This window comes from Enterobacter sp. 50793107 (genome assembly GCF_001463365.1).
Lineage (GTDB): Bacteria > Pseudomonadota > Gammaproteobacteria > Enterobacterales > Enterobacteriaceae > Enterobacter > Enterobacter cloacae.
Map to the genome: position 1 here is coordinate 133,117 of NZ_LNII01000070.1, position 14,738 is coordinate 147,854.

The window sequence follows — 14,738 nt, forward strand, 5'->3', positions numbered from 1 at the left end:
TATAAGACAGAGGATTGCTTAATGATTAATAAAATTTTTGCACTTCCGGTAGTCGAACAACTTACCCCTGTGCTCTCCCGTCGCCAGATTGATGGCGCTGATGTTATCGTCGTTGACCACCCGCGTGTGAAAGCCTCCGTTGCGCTGAACGGCGCCCACCTGCTCTCCTGGAAACCGGAAGGTGAAACGGAAGTGCTGTGGCTGAGCGATGCGACCTCTTTCAAAAAAGGAGCGGCGATCCGCGGCGGCGTGCCTGTCTGCTGGCCATGGTTTGGGCCGTCAGCGCAGCAGGGACTGCCTTCTCATGGTTTTGCCCGCAACCAGCAGTGGACCCTGAAAGCGCATAACGAAGATGATAACGGTGCCGTGCTGACCTTTGAGCTTCAGGCCAATGACGAGACCCGTGCGCTGTGGCCGCACGAGTTTACCCTGTACGCCCGCTTCAAGCTGGGTAAAACCTGCGAGATTGAGCTGGAAGCGCACGGCGAGTTTGAAACGACCTCTGCCTTGCACACCTACTTCAACGTGGGTGATATCAGCGCGGTAAAAGTGAGCGGCCTTGGCGATACCTATATCGACAAAGTGGACAATGCAAAAGAAGGGAAACTCAGCGACGGCGTGCAGACCTTCCCTGACCGTACCGACCGCGTTTACCTGCATCCGGAAGCGTGCAACGTGATCCACGACAGTGCCCTCAACCGTGGCATCGAAGTGATTCACCATCATCACAGCAACGTGGTGGGCTGGAACCCAGGTCCGGCGCTCTCAGTGAGCATGGCCGACGTGCCCGATGACGGTTACAAAACGTTTGTCTGCGTTGAAACGGCCTGCGTCACTACGGCGCAAAAAGCCAGCGAAGAAAAACCGTCTCGCTTAGGGCAGACTATTCGCATTGTGAAGCGCTAAGCCTTTGACGCGGTATGGTTATGACCGCACCAGCACAATGCAAACGGGGCGCAAGCGCCCCGTTATAATGCAAAGATTGCACTGTTTTGATGCACAATCAGAACTTGTAGGTCACACCGACAGAGAAAATACCCGCCCAGGACTTGTCGACCATTGGGCTGTCTTTCACTTCGTCGCTCAGACGCTCGTAACGGCCAGTACCGTATACGTTCCAGTCACCCAGGAAGTTGTAGCTCGCGGTCAGCTCCAGGTACGGATCCCAACCATCATCTGCGCTGTAGCTCTTCAGACCACTACGACGGGACTCATTCTTAGAGACGCCATAGTAGTAGTCGTTGTAGTTCTCACTGTTGTACTGCACACCAATACCTGGCGTCAGGGTTAACGCACCGTTCGTGTAGCGATAGAGCCAGGCCAGATCCCAGATAAAGCCGTTGCTGTTATCCAGCGTGTCTCCCGCCAGCGCGGTACGCAGGAAGCCATACTCGGTGTTATGCACATAAGAGAGACCCGCCATCATGGTGCTCTTACGCTTGTCGAGTCGACGCAGGGCGTGGCTGTCGCTGTCACCCGGTTTGAAGTGCGTCGGATCGTAGTAGGCCATAATGGAGAGCTTATCGGCCGTATCGTTCCACAGATAGTAGCCGCCGCCGAGTCCACGGAACCAGAAGTTATCGCCTTCATAGGTGACAACCGGAACGGGATAAACATCACGATCATACTGTTTATACGGGCTGTTAATGACGCCAACGCCCGCACCTACCGTCCACTGGCTTTCCGCCTGTGCGGTGCTAACTGCGGTCGCGGCGAGTACGCCCAATGCCAGAAGTTTGAGTTTGGTCACAATCCATTCTTTCCTGTAGTCAAATAATCAGCGGGAGAAGTGTAACCGCCAGACCCGTACTTCCCCAAATTTTTTGCCTGCTAATCAGTTTGATTAACCCGTTATTTTTCATTTTTCAGATGACAGGCCGTTTTCACTTCTGTGACCGCAGGGTGAAAAATGCCCGTATGACATATAACGGCAATGGATATTTTTGGATGAGTTATTGATATGTCATTGAAATTAGATTTTATCAGCATGCAAGTTTTGCAAATGCCATCTACGCTTTAATTTAAGAAGAGTTTTCCTGCACGCCCCGCGGTTCTTAGCGTCTGACCTGGCACACAGGTTGCTGCTCTGGCAGTGAGGTGCGAGAGATTCTCTTCCGGGAGCCTCCACTACTCATACGAACGGCTCTTATCCTGTGCTAAAAAACGAAAGGACGGCATGCCATGAATATATTCGATCACTATCGCCAGCGCTATGAAGCTGCCAAGGACGAAGAGTTCACACTGCAGGAGTTTCTTACCATCTGTCGGCAAGATCGCAGTGCCTATGCCAACGCGGCAGAACGGCTATTGATGGCTATTGGTGAGCCAAACATGGTTGATACTGCCCAGGAACCACGGCTTTCCCGTCTCTTTTCGAATCGGGTGGTCGCCCGATACCCGGCGTTTGAAGAGTTCTATGGCATGGAAGATGCCATCGAGCAAATCGTCTCCTACCTGAAGCATGCTGCTCAGGGTCTGGAAGAGAAGAAACAGATCCTCTATTTACTCGGCCCGGTGGGTGGCGGTAAATCGTCGCTGGCTGAACGGCTGAAATCGCTGATGCAGCGCGTGCCTATCTATGTGCTGAGCGCCAACGGTGAACGCAGCCCGGTGAACGACCATCCGCTGTGCCTGTTTAACCCGCAGGAAGATGCGCAAATTCTGGATAAAGAGTACGGCATTCCGCGTCGTTATCTCGGCACCATCATGTCGCCGTGGGCGGCGAAACGCCTGCATGAGTTTGGTGGCGATATCACCAAATTCCGCGTCGTGAAAGTGTGGCCATCCATTCTGGAGCAGATCGCCATCGCCAAAACGGAACCAGGTGATGAGAACAACCAGGACATCTCGGCGCTGGTCGGTAAAGTCGATATCCGTAAGCTGGAAAACTACGCCCAGAATGACCCGGATGCCTACGGCTACTCTGGCGCACTGTGCCGGGCAAACCAGGGCATTATGGAATTCGTCGAGATGTTTAAAGCACCCATTAAAGTGCTGCATCCACTGCTGACGGCCACCCAGGAGGGGAACTACAACGGGACGGAAGGTATCTCTGCCCTGCCGTTCAACGGCATCATCCTGGCGCACTCGAACGAATCCGAGTGGGTCTCCTTCCGAAATAACAAAAACAATGAGGCGTTCCTTGACCGTGTGTACATCGTTAAAGTGCCTTATTGCCTGCGGATCTCCGAAGAGATCAAAATTTACGAAAAACTGCTTAACCACAGTGAGCTGATGCATGCCCCATGCGCACCGGGCACGCTGGAAACGCTGTCGCGCTTCTCCATCCTGTCGCGTCTGAAAGAGCCGGAAAACTCCAGCATCTACTCCAAAATGCGCGTGTATGACGGGGAAAGCCTGAAAGATACCGACCCGAAAGCGAAGTCGTATCAGGAGTACCGCGATTACGCGGGTGTCGACGAGGGCATGAACGGTCTGTCCACACGTTTCGCGTTTAAGATCCTCTCCCGCGTGTTTAACTTCGACCATGCGGAAGTGGCGGCCAACCCGGTCCACCTGTTCTATGTGCTGGAGCAGCAGATTGAACGCGAGCAATTCCCACAGGAGCAGGCGGAACGTTACCTTGAGTTCCTGAAAGGTTATCTGATCCCGAAATATGCCGAGTTCATTGGCAAAGAGATCCAGACGGCCTACCTGGAATCCTATTCAGAATACGGCCAGAACATCTTTGACCGTTACGTCACCTATGCTGACTTCTGGATCCAGGATCAGGAGTACCGCGACCCGGATACCGGACAGCTGTTTGACCGTGAATCCCTGAACGCGGAGCTGGAAAAAATTGAGAAGCCTGCCGGGATCAGCAACCCGAAAGACTTCCGTAACGAAATTGTGAACTTCGTACTGCGTGCCAGAGCGCATAACAATGGTCGTAATCCGAACTGGACCAGCTACGAGAAACTGCGCACGGTCATCGAGAAGAAAATGTTCTCTAATACCGAGGAGCTGTTACCCGTCATTTCGTTTAACACCAAAACCTCAACTGACGAGCAGAAAAAACACGACGATTTTGTCGACCGTATGATGGAAAAAGGCTACACCCGCAAACAGGTTCGTTTGCTTTGCGAATGGTATCTGCGCGTACGGAAATCGTCTTAAAACAAGTGCCCGGTAGCGTTTAACGCTCACCGGGCCGACAAAATGCAAGTTGGCAAATGCAGTACGGGGGGTATATGACCTGGTTTATTGACCGGCGTCTGAACGGCAAAAACAAGAGCATGGTGAATCGCCAGCGCTTCTTGCGCCGTTACAAAGCGCAAATTAAACAGTCGATCTCCGAGGCCATCAACAAACGCTCGGTAACCGACGTCGACAGCGGCGAGTCTGTCTCCATCCCCACCGATGACATCAGCGAACCGATGTTTCATCAGGGGCGTGGCGGCCTGCGCCATCGCGTACACCCAGGTAATGACCACTTCGTTCAGAACGACAGAATCGAGCGCCCACAAGGAGGCGGCGGTGGTTCAGGAAGCGGTCAAGGACAGGCCAGTCAGGATGGTGAAGGTCAGGATGAATTCGTCTTTCAGATCTCAAAAGATGAGTATCTCGACCTGCTCTTTGAGGATCTGGCGCTGCCTAATTTGAAAAAGAACCAGCACCGTCAGCTTAACGAATACAAAACCCATCGCGCGGGTTATACCGCGAACGGCGTACCGGCCAATATCAGCGTCGTTCGTTCGCTGCAGAACTCGCTGGCGCGGCGCACGGCCATGACGGCCGGTAAACGGCGGGAGCTGCGCGAACTGGAAAGCAGCCTGAAGGTGGTAGAAAACACAGAACCGGCGCAACTGCTGGAAGAGGAGCGCCTGCGTAAAGAGATTGCCGAGCTGAGGGCGAAGATTGAGCGGGTACCGTTTATTGATACCTTCGACCTGCGCTATAAAAACTACGAAAAACGGCCGGAGCCTTCGAGCCAGGCTGTCATGTTCTGTCTGATGGACGTCTCCGGTTCAATGGACCAGGCCACCAAGGATATGGCGAAGCGTTTTTACATTTTGCTCTATCTGTTCCTGAGCAGAACCTATAAGAACGTGGAAGTGGTTTATATTCGCCACCACACCCAGGCCAAAGAGGTGGATGAACATGAGTTCTTCTACTCGCAGGAGACCGGCGGCACCATCGTATCGAGCGCCCTGAAGTTGATGGATGAGGTGGTGAAAGAGCGTTACGATCCGGCTCAGTGGAACATCTATGCTGCGCAGGCGTCGGATGGCGACAACTGGGCGGATGATTCGCCGCTGTGTCACGACATTCTGGCGAAGAAAATTTTGCCGGTGGTGCGTTACTACAGCTATATCGAAATCACGCGTCGTGCTCACCAGACGCTGTGGCGTGAATATGAACATCTGCAATCGATGTTCGAAAATTTCGCCATGCAACACATCCGTGACCAGGATGATATCTATCCGGTGTTCCGGGAGCTGTTCCACAAGCAATCGGCCACCAGCAATGCCTGACCCCACAGCCAGCAACACGCTGGCTGTTTTCTTTCCCCTTCGTCCATCCCCTTCGCAAAATGATCTGTGTTACTGTTGGAAACTGCGTATTGGCAGATAACAGGTAAACTGACTATGTCTGATGAGGTTAAGGGTACGGCTACCCACCAGCAACTCATTTCGCTGTTAACGCAGCAAGGTGCGCGCTTTCGCGTGATGGAGCACGAGGCCGTAGGAAAATGCGAAGCGGTAAGCGAAATCCGCGGAACCGATCTGGGGCAAGGCGCAAAAGCGCTGGTCTGCAAAGTGAAGGGAAACGGCGTAAAAAAACACGTTCTGGCGATCCTGGCCGCTGACCAGCAGGCCGACCTGAGCCAGCTTGCCAGCCATTTCGGCGGCTTAAAAGCCTCTCTCGCAAGCCCGGCCGAAGTCGATCATTTGACCGCCTGCGTGTTTGGCGCTATCCCACCGTTTAGCTTCCATCCGGATCTGACGCTGGTCGCCGACCCGCTCCTGTTCGAGCGTTTTGACGAAATCGCGTTCAATGCCGGTCTGCTGGAAAAATCCGTGATCATGGATACCCAGGATTATCTGCGCATTGCCCGCCCTGAACTGGTGACGTTTCGTAAAGCGTGACCGTGATGGCTGACGCCTCTGTCAGCCTCTCTTTTCCAGAAACAGAACTGATGCGATCAAAATCACCGCAATAGCGAAAAACGATGAGGAGATAATCAGCGTTTCAACAAACATGTGATCGTTCATCTTAGCGACCCTTTGCGATGCCTGATGCCGTTTTATCCCCTGAAAATGACAAGGATATGACAATCTCCTATTTTTTTTAAAACACTGTCGTTAGCCGTTTTTCCGCGTAAAGTAAGCAGGCTTACTATTCTGGCAAGGACTCCTCATGTTTGACCCTACTCTGCTTATTCTACTGGCACTCGCTGCACTCGGCTTTATCAGCCATAACACCACCGTCGCCATCTCGATCCTGGTGTTGATCATTGTGCGCGTCACCCCGTTAAACTCTTTTTTCCCGTGGATAGAAAAACAAGGCCTGACGATCGGGATAATCATTTTGACCATTGGGGTGATGGCCCCCATTGCCAGCGGCACGCTTCCGGCCTCAACGCTGCTGCACTCGTTTGTTAACTGGAAATCACTGGTGGCTATCGCGGTGGGGATTTTCGTGTCATGGCTGGGTGGTCGCGGCGTCACGTTGATGAGCAGCCAGCCCTCGCTGGTGGCTGGCCTGCTGGTGGGAACGGTGCTGGGCGTGGCGCTCTTTCGCGGCGTTCCGGTGGGCCCGCTCATTGCCGCCGGGCTGGTTTCGCTGTTTATTGGGAAGTCGTAGTCAGGCTGGCAATATAGCGCGCGGGCGTTTGCCCCAGCCCCTTTTTAAACATCGTAATAAAGGCGGTGGTGGAGTCATAACCAAGTGACTGCGCCACCTGCTGAACTGACTTCCCGCCAATCAGCAGCTGCAACGCCACAATCAACTGCAGCTGATGACGCCAGCGGCGAAAGCTTAAGCCCGTCTCTTTGACCACCAGCCGCGCCAGGTTGCGCTCACTCATGGCAAAGTGGTTCGCCCATTGCGCCAGCGTCTGCCACGCGGCGGGCTCTTCCGCCATCTTTTCGCTCATCAACCGAATTTTTGGATGAGGGGAAACGGGCAGCTGTAAATGCTCCTGTCGCTGGAGCGGCAGTTCATCAAACAGCACATCCACCAGACGCGAGGTGGTGGCAAGCGGCAGTTGCTCACGCGTTTTTCCCGCCAGCGACAGAATCAGCTCCCGCACCAGCGGCGATATTTTCAGGGTACAGCACCGGTCCGGCAGACTGACGGCACCCGGTTCAATAAACAAAAAGCAGAGCTGCGCGCCTGGCGTGGCCCTGTTGCTATGGGGCATCTGCCCGGGGATCCACACGGCATACTGGGGCGGTACCATCAGCATGGCATTTTCTACCTCACAGGTGATTGCACCACCCAGCGCCAGAATCAGCTGCCCTTTGCGGTGCTGATGGAGCGGAATATATTGCTCCTGCGCTACCACGCGGATGCGAAACGCGACCGCGGCATCGAATTGGCTATCGGGATCGTAGCCGTCGAGTCCCAGACCGTTCATCAGGTTGTCCGATATTAGCGATAAACTGTCATTTTAGCCTGATTTCAACCACGGCGAAAATCGGTATTGTGTGCGCTCGCCTGAACGTATGAGAAAACAATGACTACTGCTACTCGCAAAGGCGCGCTGCTGATCGCCGGCATTCTGATGATTGCCACGACGCTTCGCGTCACCTTTACCGGCGCAGCGCCGCTGCTCGATACCATTCGCCTTGAATATGGATTAACCACCGCGCAAACCGGCCTGCTAACCACCCTGCCACTATTAGCGTTTGCCCTTGTCTCGCCGCTTGCCGCGGGCGTAGCACGGCGTATCGGCATGGAGCGCAGCCTGTTCCTCGCCCTGTTGCTGATCTGCGCCGGGATTGCCGTGCGCTCTCTGCCCTCTGCGGCCCTGCTGTTTACCGGCACGGCGGTGATCGGTTGCGGTATCGCGCTCGGGAATGTGCTATTACCGGGCTTAATCAAACGCGACTTTCCCGGCCAGGTTGCCCGCCTTACCGGGGCCTATTCCCTGACGATGGGCGTTTCGGCGGCGCTCGGTTCGGCGCTGATTGTTCCTCTCGCCCAAGGAGCCGCAGGCTGGCATGGCGCGCTGCTAATGCTGATGATCTTTCCCCTGCTGGCGCTGCTGCTCTGGCTGCCGCAGTGGCGCCAGAAGCAGGTCGCTACGGTGACCGGTGCAGGGGCGCTGCACAACCGCGCCATATGGCGTTCTGTCCTCGCCTGGCAGGTGACGCTCTTTCTCGGCATTAACTCGCTGATTTACTACGTCATCATCGGCTGGTTACCCGCGATATTACTCAGCCACGGCTACAGCGAAGCGCAGGCAGGCTCCATGCACGGGCTCTTACAGCTGGCCACGGCCATTCCGGGCCTTGCCGTGCCGCTGATCCTGCATCGTCTGAACGATCAACGCGGGATCGCCGGTGCCGTAGCCCTGATGTGCGCAGTGAGTGCGGCCGGTTTCTGGTTTGCACCGGCTTTGGCGGTCGTGTGGACGCTGGTGTTTGGCTTTGGCACCGGAGCAACGATGATCCTCGGTCTGACGTTCATCGGCCTGCGCGCCAGCTCTGCCCATCAGGCGGCGGCACTGTCCGGTATGGCGCAGTCGATTGGTTATCTGCTGGCCGCCTGCGGGCCTCCGCTGATGGGGAAAATTCACGATACCGCCGGTGACTGGCAGATCCCCCTTCTGGCCTGCGCGCTTGCCTCGGTGTTGATGGCCATCTGCGGCATGCTTGCCGGGCGCGACCGGGAGATCACGCCCCGCTAAAAACAGTGGCAGACCTGACGGTCTGCCTGTTATTTATCCCCGTGCCGCACGCAGCATCGCCTGTACTAACACCACCGGACGCCCCGCCAGCGCTGCACGCTCGTGCTGGAATAAGGTAATCACGAAGAACGGATGGGTAACCAGCTCTGCGGCACGGATTTCCCCCTGCTCGTCCCAGCCCGTCACGCGCATATCACCGCTCTCCAGCTCCTGCGCAAATTCCGGGGATACGCCGTAGTTGCAGTGATATCCCTCTTCGATTTCCGGCTTGCCGTAGGCTTTCGCAATAAGCGTGTTGTTACGCAGTTCAATCGCATCGGTTTTTTCCACCAGCGAGCAGGTCAGCGGCGCAATCACCATTGAGCCTTCGGTGTCCGTTTCGGCGTGCGCCGCATCGCTCCAGCCGAGCACATTACGCGCATACTCAATCAATGCATGCTGAAAACCGCCGCAGGTGCCGAGAAATGGAATGCTGTTTTCGCGCGCGTAGCGTGCAGCGATAAAGGCGGCTTCGGTGTTTTTGTAGGGGCTTGCAGGAACCAGCCAGATGGCATCGTAACCCACCAGGTCTTCAGGGCTGGTCAGCTCCGTCGTCGCTAGCCAGTCGTAATCAGCGGTGAGATCCAGTACTGCAGCAGCATCATCAATGGCCAGCGGGATCGCCTGGTGCGCAATCACATCGGGATTGTAATCGCCAACCAGCGCAATGCGCAGCGTCGTTTTAACCGGGAGGTGTTCCATGAAAGGTTCCTTATGCCAGAGTATTATCAGATAACATAAGGAACCTCAGACTACCGATCTTCTGCAATAATCACAATACCTTAAATTGGGAGGGGGAAATGATGATTCAGTGCAAGCGCGTCTATGAACAGGCAGCCCCGGAGGATGGTTATCGGGTGCTGGTGGACAGACTGTGGCCGCGAGGGGTGAAAAAAGCAGACCTTGTGCATAATGAATGGTGCAAAGCGCTTACGCCTTCTGACGGGTTACGTAAGGCCTTTCACAGTGAAACCATTGATTTCGCTGCCTTCAGCCAGGCGTATCGGGAAGAGCTGGCGCAGCATAAAGACGAAGGTTTGCGTCTTGCAACCCTCGCGAGACAGCAAACCTTAACCCTTCTCTACGCCGCGAAAAATACCGAACAGAATCACGCAATAGTCTTAGCCGACTGGCTGCGCCATTTGTGATTAACTGGCCGTCAGCGCATCGAAGGTTTGCGGTGCCTCATCCGGCGTGAGCGGCAGCAGATGTTCGGCGCGCACAAACGCAAAACCGTGCTGATTATCAAAGGCGTAGACATCGCCCGTCACCAGCCAGAGCGCGCGATCCGCTGTCGCGGGCAGCTGCGTCATCACGCCATTGACCGGGTTAACGAAGCGCTGGCCGGGCTGGCAAAGGCCAAACAACTCAACGGATTTACCCACATTGCGACGGCCTGAGGCCGTGCGGGCACCAATGATCAACGCCATGCTGCCCGGTTTAAGCTGAAACATACTTCTCTCACGATAACGGTGGCCAGAAACTGGCTAAGAATAATCCTAAAGAGAAGTGTATCGCAATCTTTGTCCTGCTGTCACCTGGCGGGTTGCGGATGATCGCGGCGGTAGAGCTCCCATTCGTCGATCACTTCGCCACCGGGCAATTTACACTCCGTACGCACGCCCTGCGGGCTCTGGATTGGGATCTGCTCTCCCCCTTTTTCCAGACAATAGACAGAGGCAGGGTTAGCCATCCCCACCCTATGCGGCGGCGGTGGGGCAACAGGTGGAGACGTTTTTGTGGTACAGGCCGCCAGGGGTAGCGCGAGAGCCAAAAGCAGAAATCTCATCGTGTTGATCCTTTTTACATCATCAGAAGATAAGGGTAACGGGTCGCCGTCGCTTTCTCCATCATTTCTCCATTTTAACTGCACTTTTCAACACTATAGTGAGGCGTGTTCTCCTTATGACCAGAGAACATCATTCCGTAATCAAGATGTCTTTGCCCCGGTCTCAACAACGGGGCCTTTTTCTCCCCTGCCTGCTTCTGATGGATATATAAAATTCTCACCATTCATGTTTTACTATGGCTGAAGTCGAAATTTTCAGCATAACATGCAGATGCAGACGTCTTGTGCATGGGAGTCAACCTACGTCATGTCAGATATCATCCTGGCCCGAGTGTCAGAAACGCTCACCACGGAACAATCCCTTGAAAGTCTCGTTCGCCAGTTGCTGGAGATGCTGGAACTTGTGACCGAAATGGAGTCGACCTACCTGACGAAGGTCGATATCAATGCCCGTCTTCAGCATATTTTGTATGCCCGAAACAGTAAGCAGATGCAGATCCCGGAGGGACTAAGCGTGCCCTGGGGCGATACATTGTGCAAACGCGCTCTGGACAGTGACACCATTTTCAGTAACGAGGTTCCTGAACGCTGGGCGGATTGCGACGCCGCGAAAGCGCTCGGTATTACCACGTACATGAGCGTGCCGGTTCACCTGGCGGATGGTTCCCTGTACGGCACACTCTGTGCGACCAGCACGGAAAAGAAGCTGCTCAGTGAACGCGGCGAACACGTGCTGAAACTCTTTGCCGGGCTGATTGCCCAGTATATTCAGAAAGAGTCGTTGCTTTCTCAACTTCGAGAAGCGAATGCAGCGCTCATCGCCTACTCCTTTACCGACGTTCTCACCAGTTTACCCAACCGCCGCGCCATCTTTGAAGATCTCAACACTCTGTTTTCTTTAGGCCGCCACCTTAAACGCAACGTAATTATCGCTTTTATCGATCTGGATGATTTTAAACGGATTAACGACCAGTACGGGCATGAAGCAGGCGATCAATTCCTCATTGAAGTCGGCAAACGTCTGTCAGATGAAAAGACCGAAGACGAGATTATCGGCCGCCTGGGGGGCGATGAGTTCCTGGTAGCCTGCCTGAGTAAAGCGGAAAATCAGGCTGACGATGGCCAGATTAACCAGCTCAGGGCGCGGCTTCGCGACCGGATTGCCGGCCAATACGGGTTGGGCAGTGTGAGTATTGTGTACCCGGGTGCAAGCCTGGGAGTTGTCGAAGTTGATCCTGCCGGGATGGATCCGGACAGCGCATTACGCGTCGCGGATGTTGCGATGTATCAGGATAAAAAGGGTAAAGGCAAAACGCGCTTTCACGTTTTGGATTAACCCCGTACACTCTACGGCATTCTGAAAACCAAAACAGGTGATGGCATGAGAATAGGGATCCTCTTCCCGGTCGTTATTTTTATAACGGCGGTGGTTTTTTTAGCATGGTTTTTTGTCGGTGGTTACGCGGCTCCGGGAGCATAAATGAGAAAAACCACCCTCATTATGCTGCTCGTCGCAATCGTCGCCGTTGCTGGCACGCAATTTGGCTGGTGGTAACACCGCAACGTAAAAAGGCCGCCATCTGGCAGCCTTTTTTAACGCTTATCAAACTTAGCTTTTGATTTTTCTGTAGATAAACAGAACAACCAGCGCGCCGATCACGGCGACAGCAAAACTGCCGAAGTTGAAACCGTCAACTTTGCCAAACCCGAACAGCGTACTGATCCAGCCGCCGACGACCGCGCCGACAATACCCAGTATCACGGTAACGATAAAACCACCGCCATCTTTGCCCGGCATGATCCACTTCGCCAGAATACCCGCAATAAGCCCAAAGATAATCCAGGATAAAATTCCCATAACTTTCCTCTCTGTATGGTTTTTGTCATTAAATCAACGACACAAAAAGGATAGCACAGGATCCGGGAAAGGAAATTTGTGATTAGTATCACAGCGAGAGAGTGCGCATTTAGTATCCAAAACTGCACCACACGAAATGTGGGGTTGCAACTTAAGATGAGAAAGATTATCTTTCTCAACACTGAATAGTTGAGTTAAATGCTCAGGTATTCAGTACGACATTGCTCACATTGCTTCCAGTATTTTTGCCCACGCTTTAGTGGGCATTTTTTTGCCCGCTTACACGGCGATAAAGGCATAGCGGTTGCGTCCTGCGCGTTTTGCCTGATAGAGCGCCTGGTCAGCCGCAATAATAATGTTCTGCTGGCTGCCTGCAATGTCAACGGCACGTGCGGTTGACACCCCGACGCTGACCGTTACCCGTCCAAAGGGGCTAAAGGCATGCTCAATATGCAGTGAAAATACATTGCGGATGATCGTCTGGGCCAGGCGGATGGCTTCCTGAATATCGGCGTCTGGCAGGATCAGCGCAAACTCTTCGCCGCCATAACGCGCCACAAGCTGGTTGTTGCGGGTGAGGCTCTCTCTGAGGCTATTCCCCAGTAGGGTAAGGCATCGGTCTCCTTCTGGGTGACCGTAGTTATCATTGTATTTTTTGAAATAATCGACATCGACAATGAGGATAGAAATTGGCGTGTCGTTATCCGCACACGTGGCGATTTCAGACAGAATTTTTTCATCAAACGTGCGGCGGTTGAAAAGCCCCGTCAGCGCATCTTCAGAGGCTATTATCTTGAGCTCTTTGTTATCTCTGGTTTTTCTGGACAGATCCGAATAGAGGAAATAAGACGCGACGATAAGCGCCACGGTAAAAATAAGAATGAGTACGGCGAGCTGAATGGCCTGCTTACGCCAGGCTGCAAGTGCTTCTTCTTTACTCACTGCAACGGTGGTAACCAATCCGTAACGTTTGTTTTTCTCAAAAGCGAAAATGCGTTCGACTTTATCAAACCGCGAAACCGAGCTGGCAATCCCTGAATTTTGTACCTTCAGGTATTCTCTGAACAGGGGTGAGTCTGAAACAATCGCGCCAATGTAGTTATTTTTAAACGGATAACGAACCAGCAACACGCCGGATTGTGTCGTGAGGCCAATGACACCAGCATGGCCAATATTAATCTGCCCGTAGAGTGCCAGAAAATTTTCGATTCCAAGCGTCACCACGACAACGCCGTTAAAGTCTCCGGTCTGCGTTTCAAGCCGTCGACTGATCGTAATCACCCATTTCCCGTTCGTTCTGCTCACGACCGGCTGGCCAATAAAAATCTGCTGACTTTTATTTTCCTTGTGATAGATAAAAAACGATCTGTCAGCCCCTTTTCGCGGCCCGGAAAAACGTCCGTACAATGCCGTAAAGATGTCACCATTGACATCGTAAATAACCACATTGTTAATCTGGCTAAGAAGATTATCCTGATTTTCTATTATCCGTTGAATATTGGTCGCCTGTTCCGGGGTCATACCATAAATGTCGATCATGTCTGAAATGGTGGTGATCAGCATTTCGCTTTGACGCATGATCCCCTCAGTATAAACATCCAGGGTATGGCTCAGGTTAGCAACGCCGGTATTAATTTGCTGAATTGACTGCTGTCTGGACGTGGTAATTTGGACCGCAAGCGACAACGAGATGATCAACGAGACAATGATGACAGTAATGGTTGTTGTGTAAAAAGTATTTTTCACATGCACGAGCTTTTCCACCTTATCACGCCTGACATCCCTGGCTGACAACTCGTGTCACTGTAACAAAGGTCAGGATAAGAGGAAAATAAATTGCACTTAAGCGCACAATAAGAAGCGGTTATTATTTTGCTTCACTAAAATTTGCGTCAGGGTTATTACGGAGATCCCCTGGCGCCTGCCGCTCTCTCCCGTGAGTACCAGGCTTGTACCCTGCCCCGGCTGTGTTAAGATTCACCCCATCAGGGAGCTGACAGGATAACCGGAAAATGAAAAAAATCATTGCCGTTGCTATCGTATCAACGATTCTGGTCATTCTGTCTCTGTATGCGGTGAATGCGGTTATCATCAGCCAGCAGAAGGATAAACAGCGTGAGATCGCCCAGACGCTTTTGCACTATTCCGAAGGATTATCCGAAAGCATCGCGCTGGCCCTTAAAGAGGTAACAACC

Annotated in this window: 17 protein-coding genes and 1 pseudogene; 10 read left to right on the forward strand and 8 right to left on the reverse strand. The window is 53.3% G+C overall.

Annotated elements, in window-relative coordinates:
* Nucleotides 1-21 precede the first annotated feature (21 nt).
* A complete protein-coding gene (locus tag APU11_RS10180) occupies nt 22-906 on the forward strand; it encodes a D-hexose-6-phosphate mutarotase (RefSeq protein ID WP_013097054.1) in 885 nt (294 codons plus the stop codon).
* A gap of 97 nt (nt 907-1,003) precedes the next feature.
* On the opposite strand, the gene APU11_RS10185 is transcribed toward APU11_RS10180, so the two are convergent.
* A complete protein-coding gene (locus APU11_RS10185; protein WP_013097055.1) occupies nt 1,004-1,750 on the reverse strand; it encodes a MipA/OmpV family protein in 747 nt (248 codons plus the stop codon).
* Nucleotides 1,751-2,181: 431 nt separating this feature from the next.
* Between APU11_RS10185 and yeaG the strand changes: the two genes are divergently transcribed.
* The 3 genes from yeaG (at nt 2,182) to APU11_RS10205 (ending at nt 6,089) form a co-directional block, all read left to right on the forward strand.
* Nucleotides 2,182-4,116 (forward strand): protein kinase YeaG, encoded by a 1,935-nt coding sequence (yeaG, locus tag APU11_RS10195; protein ID WP_013097060.1) that lies wholly within the window; start codon nt 2,182-2,184, stop codon nt 4,114-4,116.
* A 74-nt stretch (nt 4,117-4,190) separates the two neighbouring features.
* The gene (locus APU11_RS10200; protein ID WP_013097061.1) at nt 4,191-5,474 is read left to right on the forward strand and encodes a YeaH/YhbH family protein; all 1,284 of its coding nucleotides are present in this window, start codon (nt 4,191-4,193) and stop codon (nt 5,472-5,474) included.
* Between the two features lie 114 nt (nt 5,475-5,588).
* Nucleotides 5,589-6,089 carry a YbaK/prolyl-tRNA synthetase associated domain-containing protein gene (locus tag APU11_RS10205; RefSeq protein ID WP_013097062.1) on the forward strand — a complete coding sequence of 167 codons (501 nt, stop codon included), beginning with the start codon at nt 5,589-5,591 and terminating at the stop codon, nt 6,087-6,089.
* A gap of 21 nt (nt 6,090-6,110) precedes the next feature.
* On the opposite strand, the gene yoaI is transcribed toward APU11_RS10205, so the two are convergent.
* A complete protein-coding gene (yoaI, locus tag APU11_RS28830) occupies nt 6,111-6,215 on the reverse strand; it encodes a small membrane protein YoaI (protein WP_020690334.1) in 105 nt (34 codons plus the stop codon).
* Nucleotides 6,216-6,360: 145 nt separating this feature from the next.
* Here yoaI and APU11_RS10210 point away from each other — a divergent pair, with 145 nt between their 5' ends.
* A complete protein-coding gene (locus APU11_RS10210; protein WP_045261610.1) occupies nt 6,361-6,807 on the forward strand; it encodes a DUF441 domain-containing protein in 447 nt (148 codons plus the stop codon).
* On the opposite strand, the gene APU11_RS10215 is transcribed toward APU11_RS10210, so the two are convergent.
* Nucleotides 6,791-7,582 carry a helix-turn-helix transcriptional regulator gene (locus APU11_RS10215; protein ID WP_038979869.1) on the reverse strand — a complete coding sequence of 264 codons (792 nt, stop codon included), beginning with the start codon at nt 7,580-7,582 and terminating at the stop codon, nt 6,791-6,793. The two genes, APU11_RS10210 and APU11_RS10215, sit on opposite strands and share 17 nt — an antisense overlap.
* 99 nt (nt 7,583-7,681) lie before the next feature.
* Between APU11_RS10215 and APU11_RS10220 the strand changes: the two genes are divergently transcribed.
* A complete protein-coding gene (locus APU11_RS10220; RefSeq protein WP_058651474.1) occupies nt 7,682-8,857 on the forward strand; it encodes a CynX/NimT family MFS transporter in 1,176 nt (391 codons plus the stop codon).
* Between the two features lie 33 nt (nt 8,858-8,890).
* Here the strand turns inward: APU11_RS10220 and APU11_RS10225 are convergent, their stop codons facing one another.
* A complete protein-coding gene (locus APU11_RS10225; protein ID WP_014831497.1) occupies nt 8,891-9,598 on the reverse strand; it encodes a CTP synthase in 708 nt (235 codons plus the stop codon).
* Nucleotides 9,599-9,699: 101 nt separating this feature from the next.
* Here APU11_RS10225 and APU11_RS10230 point away from each other — a divergent pair, with 101 nt between their 5' ends.
* Nucleotides 9,700-10,044 carry a DUF488 domain-containing protein gene (locus APU11_RS10230; RefSeq protein WP_060578453.1) on the forward strand — a complete coding sequence of 115 codons (345 nt, stop codon included), beginning with the start codon at nt 9,700-9,702 and terminating at the stop codon, nt 10,042-10,044.
* On the opposite strand, the gene APU11_RS10235 is transcribed toward APU11_RS10230, so the two are convergent.
* Complete coding sequence (locus APU11_RS10235) at nt 10,045-10,350, reverse strand: hypothetical protein (protein ID WP_013097068.1); 306 nt, start codon at nt 10,348-10,350, stop codon at nt 10,045-10,047.
* A gap of 80 nt (nt 10,351-10,430) precedes the next feature.
* Entirely contained in the window at nt 10,431-10,685 is a 255-nt protein-coding gene (locus tag APU11_RS27685) for a DUF333 domain-containing protein (RefSeq protein ID WP_038979863.1), read from the reverse strand.
* 307 nt (nt 10,686-10,992) lie between these two features.
* Between APU11_RS27685 and APU11_RS10245 the strand changes: the two genes are divergently transcribed.
* Nucleotides 10,993-12,021, forward strand: coding sequence for a sensor domain-containing diguanylate cyclase (locus APU11_RS10245; RefSeq protein ID WP_058651472.1), 1,029 nt, complete (start codon nt 10,993-10,995; stop codon nt 12,019-12,021).
* 45 nt (nt 12,022-12,066) lie between these two features.
* Nucleotides 12,067-12,165 carry a YoaK family small membrane protein gene (locus tag APU11_RS27955; protein ID WP_014883431.1) on the forward strand — a complete coding sequence of 33 codons (99 nt, stop codon included), beginning with the start codon at nt 12,067-12,069 and terminating at the stop codon, nt 12,163-12,165.
* Between the two features lie 129 nt (nt 12,166-12,294).
* On the opposite strand, the gene APU11_RS10250 is transcribed toward APU11_RS27955, so the two are convergent.
* The gene (locus APU11_RS10250; protein WP_008500746.1) at nt 12,295-12,543 is read right to left on the reverse strand and encodes a GlsB/YeaQ/YmgE family stress response membrane protein; all 249 of its coding nucleotides are present in this window, start codon (nt 12,541-12,543) and stop codon (nt 12,295-12,297) included.
* A gap of 279 nt (nt 12,544-12,822) precedes the next feature.
* Nucleotides 12,823-14,295 (reverse strand): sensor domain-containing diguanylate cyclase, encoded by a 1,473-nt coding sequence (locus APU11_RS10255; RefSeq protein WP_038420900.1) that lies wholly within the window; start codon nt 14,293-14,295, stop codon nt 12,823-12,825.
* Nucleotides 14,296-14,555: 260 nt separating this feature from the next.
* Between APU11_RS10255 and APU11_RS10260 the strand changes: the two are divergent.
* Nucleotides 14,556-14,738: pseudogene (locus tag APU11_RS10260) on the forward strand (cyclic diguanylate phosphodiesterase); the annotation flags it as partial.

Coding starts and splice junctions, on each gene's coding strand:
- APU11_RS10210 (WP_045261610.1), top strand. CDS start 6,361: ATGTTTGACCCTACTCTGCTTATTCTACTGGCACTCGCTGCACTCGGC.
- APU11_RS10180 (WP_013097054.1), top strand. CDS start 22: ATGATTAATAAAATTTTTGCACTTCCGGTAGTCGAACAACTTACCCCT.
- APU11_RS27685 (WP_038979863.1), bottom strand. CDS start 10,685: ATGAGATTTCTGCTTTTGGCTCTCGCGCTACCCCTGGCGGCCTGTACC.
- APU11_RS10220 (WP_058651474.1), top strand. CDS start 7,682: ATGACTACTGCTACTCGCAAAGGCGCGCTGCTGATCGCCGGCATTCTG.
- APU11_RS10215 (WP_038979869.1), bottom strand. CDS start 7,582: ATGAACGGTCTGGGACTCGACGGCTACGATCCCGATAGCCAATTCGAT.
- APU11_RS10235 (WP_013097068.1), bottom strand. CDS start 10,350: ATGTTTCAGCTTAAACCGGGCAGCATGGCGTTGATCATTGGTGCCCGC.
- APU11_RS10225 (WP_014831497.1), bottom strand. CDS start 9,598: ATGGAACACCTCCCGGTTAAAACGACGCTGCGCATTGCGCTGGTTGGC.
- yoaI (WP_020690334.1), bottom strand. CDS start 6,215: ATGAACGATCACATGTTTGTTGAAACGCTGATTATCTCCTCATCGTTT.
- APU11_RS10250 (WP_008500746.1), bottom strand. CDS start 12,543: ATGGGAATTTTATCCTGGATTATCTTTGGGCTTATTGCGGGTATTCTG.
- APU11_RS10245 (WP_058651472.1), top strand. CDS start 10,993: ATGTCAGATATCATCCTGGCCCGAGTGTCAGAAACGCTCACCACGGAA.
- APU11_RS10200 (WP_013097061.1), top strand. CDS start 4,191: ATGACCTGGTTTATTGACCGGCGTCTGAACGGCAAAAACAAGAGCATG.
- APU11_RS10230 (WP_060578453.1), top strand. CDS start 9,700: ATGATTCAGTGCAAGCGCGTCTATGAACAGGCAGCCCCGGAGGATGGT.
- APU11_RS27955 (WP_014883431.1), top strand. CDS start 12,067: ATGAGAATAGGGATCCTCTTCCCGGTCGTTATTTTTATAACGGCGGTG.
- APU11_RS10205 (WP_013097062.1), top strand. CDS start 5,589: ATGTCTGATGAGGTTAAGGGTACGGCTACCCACCAGCAACTCATTTCG.
- yeaG (WP_013097060.1), top strand. CDS start 2,182: ATGAATATATTCGATCACTATCGCCAGCGCTATGAAGCTGCCAAGGAC.